The organism is Pseudoalteromonas sp. S1612, from assembly GCF_005887175.1.
GTDB classification, from domain to species: domain Bacteria; phylum Pseudomonadota; class Gammaproteobacteria; order Enterobacterales; family Alteromonadaceae; genus Pseudoalteromonas; species Pseudoalteromonas undina.
The window spans coordinates 1-4,726 of the sequence record NZ_PNDH01000059.1 but is presented as its reverse complement, the minus strand read 5'-3'; the positions used below and the strand labels follow the sequence as shown (position 1 = coordinate 4,726).

Genomic DNA, 4,726 nt, shown 5'->3' with positions numbered 1-4,726 from the left:
TAAAATCACTAACAGACGCGACATAAAGTCGCTGCTACGTTTGCGCGGGATAAACCCGCTGCTACATTATATTAAATACCGCTTATGGCTGCTACTGCTACACCTAATTGATATAGAATCTGTGTTGCCGTGCTCCAAAGCGTTAGCTTATCCATATGGCCGGCATCTAGTGGGACAACAATGGTGTCGCCTGGTTCAAGTTGGTCTGAGTTATTAACAGCAAACCAGTTGCCGGTATTTGGTATTTTTACTGAACCGTTGGCTTTTATAATGTAAATACGGTCATCAGCAGCGCGCTCTTTTAAGCCACCGCTTAGATCTATGTATTCGTCTACGCTTACGCCTGCTTTATATAGATGCGAGGTAGAGTAATTAACCTCACCTATTACGCTAATTGAGTCGCGTTCACTTGGCACATAAAGTACATCGCCATCTTGCAGTACTAGGTTTTGCTCATTGTTAACAATAAGCGGTAAATCTATAACTAATCGTCCAACCGCATCTACGTTAGCAAGATCCTTTAGTAGCTTATTCATTTCATCGTAAGTAAGTGTGTTACTACTTACTGAACTTTGAAAACTTTTAGATGCTATATCACGGCGAAGCTCGGTAGATAAACGAGATAGCTGTTGTTGCTCTTGTTCTTTAATTGATTTACGAGTAAATACAGCGGCATTGGTTGCTGCAAAATCAGAAAAACCACCTGCACGCTCCAATAAATTACTTAGGGTTTCGCCACGGCGAATTGTGTAAGTACCAGGGAATTTAAGCTCACCTTTAAGCTCTACTTTTAGGTTTTCTTGCCAATTTGGTATAGCAAATATATTTACGCTATCTTTACTCTGTAATGAAATATTAGATGCTGTTTTACCTTGCATGGCGCTTTTTAGGTCAAACTTAATATGCTCAATATTTGATACATCATTAGTGGCAATTCTTGTTACTTCTGCTTGTTGTGTGTAAGCCGACTCTAACAAGCCGCCTGCGGCAGTAATTAGGTCTTTTACCTCACCACCTTCCATTAACGGGTAAATGCCTGGGTACATTACACTGCCAGTAATTTCAACAATCTGCATAGCCTGCATTACACCGGCCTGCTGCTCTAACTTAGCAATTACGGGCTTAAGTAAATTATGTCGGCTAAATAGTGCAAAGCTTTTAGCATCCTCTTCTTGCTCTTTTAGCTTTTTCTCAAGCATTTGAGCCATACTTAAATTTGGATTTTCTTCTTCTGGCTCTGACTCTTCAGTTATTACACCAACGTATTTTTCAAACTCTTTTTGTTGGTATTCATGCCATAGCTCTGCTTTGCGTTGTTGGTCTTGCTGCTCTTTAGTTAACGCTAAATTTGCAAGTGCTATATCTTCTAAAGTTTTTTCTTCAAAACGACTGAATACAATAATTTTATCGTTAGGGCTAAGTTGTAAATTGTTCTCAGTATTTTTTGTAATGGCTTTTGCTAAATCGAATTGATGAATCTCAATATCACCATTTACGTTGGTTTCACGCACTACTAATGCATAATCTAAATCGGCCTGTGGTAATAAATCACCACGCACTGAGCCTAAAATATCTGAAATGCGTTTACCCTTGTACCACTGGTAATTACCAGGTCGTACTACGGCACCAATTAAACTAATTGAAGTTTGGTATTGTTCGCCAATGGCGCTAAAGTGAATACGATCGCCATCTTGCGGAATGTAGTTAACTTGCTCTTTGCCAAAATCTACTGAAAGCACTTCTTTGTGTTGATTATTAAAGCGCTCAACAACCACACTTTTGGCATAAGCATTAGGTTTAATACCGCCGGCCATTTTTAATAAATGTTCTGCCGTTTCACCTTTTTTAAGCTCAAAAATAGCAGGGCGTTTTACTAAACCGTCAACTGTTACTTGCTCTCCTACCGATGGAATAAACACCACATCGCCAGGTTTTAAAATAATATCGTTGCTGCTATCACCACGAATAAGTAAATCGTATAAATCAAAATTAGCAACAAGTTTACCACCACGCTTTACTTGAATATTACGTAGTGAAGCAATATCCGATACACCACCACTTACAAATAATGCATGCGACACTGTTGTTAGTGATGATACGCTATAGCTGCCTGGCTTGTATGCTTCACCTAAAACCAAAATACGAATACTACGAAGTTTGCCAAGCGATACAAACGCTTTAACACCAATAACTTCTTGCTCTACTTTTACTTTAATTAGTTCTTTAACTTCAGCAAAGGTTAAACCCGCTACTTGTACAGGGCTTAAATCGGGAATATTAATGCGGCCTTCACGGTCAACAATCACTTCAAAGCTTTCACTTTCTTTACCGTAAAAGTTAATTAATAGCTGATCGCCACGCCCTACTAAATACGTATCAGGAACGGGAGCGCTTTCATTGGGCATAAATGTGGTTGGTTCGCCTGCAAATAGCTCATAACCGAATGGCTTTACTGATTTATCTTCTGGCTTGAATCGCTCTTCATCTGTAAAAGCTCGTTCGTCGGTGGTATTACGCTCACCTACTGTGGGCTTGTCTTGTTCGTTATTTTTGCCATTAGTGCTACCAGCACCTTCAAGGCTTGAAATATCCACGCCATACTGCTTTGCCAGAGCCTGTTGTTGTGACTTAGGTAATTTTTGAAACTGCTCTAGTTGAGCGGCTGTTGGCGCAAATGCTAATGTGCTAAAGCTACATATAAGTACAAAAGCACTTAATAAATATTTAATAACGTTCACGAGTAGGTATTTCCCTAGGTCTACAACCAAAAATTGGTGGGTATCATACATTATTTATGAGCAAATAAAAAAGGGACTTTAGCCCCTTTCATAGTTTTATTACAATTTATTTACTACTTGATGTTAAAAGCTGTAAACAAGTGTTAATGAGGTCTCTGTATCAGTTGCTTCTTTGTCATCAGCCACGTCTGAGTTGTTGGTTATATTGTAGGCCACTTTCATTTGTAGTGAGCCATTAATTTTAGTCAGAAGAGCGGTTTCTGAGCGGGTTTTGGTATTGGTATCACCGTATTCCACTGATACTAACTGAGTAAAACGCGCGTTGTCTGAAATTCTCCAGCTAAAATCTACTTTACCTAAGGCAATCACTTCGCCTTCGTACTCACCCGCTAATGAGTTGCCGTTTTCATCAACCTCTTCGCTAATATCTGGGTATTTAAAATACTTATAACCCGGACCAATTTCAGCGTTTAGTTTCATGTTTGACTCGTTTAATAAACGTAAACCATAACCCGCTGAAATAACTGATTCACTTCGGTATGCGCCAAAGTAATCAGATACGTGCGACCCATAAATAAATAAATGAGCGTGCTTTTCGTTTAATTTGTAATTACCCTGCGCTGAAATAGAGTACTTTTCGTTAGTACGCTGTTTTTCTTTAGTACCGTCGTCGTTTTCTACTTCATCTTCTTTGTAGATGCCGTCTAACTTATACTCGTTATTCCAACTTTCTAAGTTATGCAATACTTTAATACCGCCTTTTAAGGTCGTTGTTTCGGTATTACCGCTGGTAATGATAGCGCCCACTTCACTGGTTACTTCCCAGGTTTTTTGTTCTTCTTCTGATGCAAATGCACTGGTTGTAGCTGAGGCTGCTACTAAAATTGATAAAAGCTTAAGTTTCATTAAAAAATAACCCTGTAAAAAATATTCATGCTCTTTAAAGCAGCGCGCACGTTAGCAAACCTAACGTGAGCATTACCTTAATAACTTTTTAAAAAATTAGTCTTGCTTGTGCAAATGCACATCCATTTGTGGAAATGGAATAGTAATGTCGGCGTCGTCTAACGCTATTTTAATGTTTTCCATTAACGACCAGTATGTTGGCCAGTAATCTTCTGAGTTAACCCAAGGGCGTACGATAAAGTTAACGCTTGAATCGGCAAGTTCAGAAACCGATACGTTGTATGCAGGATCTTTTAAAATGCGTGACTCGTTATCTAGTACTGATTTAAGTACTTCTTTTGCTTTACGTAAATCGGCGTCGTAGCCAACACCAATCACAAGATCAACGCGGCGTGTTGATTCGCGCGAGTAGTTAATGATCGCATCTGACATTATTTTTGAATTAGGCATTACAATAACTTTGTTATCAGGAGTGCGCATTTCTGTTGAAAATATTTCGATTTTTTTAATCGTACCGGCTTTACCGCCAGCTTCAACATAATCACCTGATTTAAATGGGCGTAGTAAAATAATTAGCACACCAGATGCAAAGTTAGATAACGACCCTTGCAGTGCTAAGCCAACCGCTAAACCTGCAGCACCTAAAATCGCAATGAATGACGTGGTTTCGATACCGATTTGTGACAGCGCCATTAAAATAGTGGCTGCAAATACAATGGCATACACAATACTAGATACAAACGATGAAACCGCTTTATCTACTTTTTTCTTGTCGAATGCTTTAGCGGTTAAATTTGCACAAAACTTGGCAATTCGACCACCCAGTAAAAATATAACAAGCGCTATAACTGCTTGAATACCATAGTGTAAAATTAAGCCTGAATTTTCATTCAGCCAATTGAGTATTGAATCCATATTAACTCCTGATAGTGTTATTTAGCAGTTTAGCGATATTGTTTGTTGTATTGTAAATCTTTAATAGGTGTTTGCAACAGCGTTTTATTGAGGGGGTAGGGATTCGAGCCGCGAGTTTCGAGGTTTCGAGGTTTTAGGTTTTAGGTCCGTTACCCGTTACCCGTTAC

3 protein-coding genes are annotated in these 4,726 nt (G+C 39.0%); all 3 read right to left on the bottom strand.

The annotated features are described in order from the left end of the window. Positions 1–71: 71 nt before the first annotated feature. Entirely contained in the window at positions 72–2,738 is a 2,667-nt protein-coding gene (locus CWB78_RS17050) for an SLBB domain-containing protein (RefSeq protein ID WP_138596651.1), read from the bottom strand. A gap of 123 nt (positions 2,739–2,861) precedes the next feature. Beyond that, the gene (locus CWB78_RS17045) at positions 2,862–3,644 is read right to left on the bottom strand and encodes a DUF481 domain-containing protein (RefSeq protein WP_109875403.1); all 783 of its coding nucleotides are present in this window, start codon (positions 3,642–3,644) and stop codon (positions 2,862–2,864) included. Positions 3,645–3,740: 96 nt separating this feature from the next. After that, on the bottom strand, positions 3,741–4,559 hold the full coding sequence (locus CWB78_RS17040; RefSeq protein ID WP_138596649.1) for a mechanosensitive ion channel family protein: 819 nt from the start codon (positions 4,557–4,559) through the stop codon (positions 3,741–3,743). Between the last annotated feature and the right edge of the window lie 167 nt (positions 4,560–4,726).

Excerpts from the sequence above, each read along its gene's own strand:
- CWB78_RS17045 (WP_109875403.1), bottom strand. The coding sequence starts at position 3,644 with ATGAAACTTAAGCTTTTATCAATTTTAGTAGCAGCCTCAGCTACAACC.
- CWB78_RS17040 (WP_138596649.1), bottom strand. The coding sequence starts at position 4,559 with ATGGATTCAATACTCAATTGGCTGAATGAAAATTCAGGCTTAATTTTA.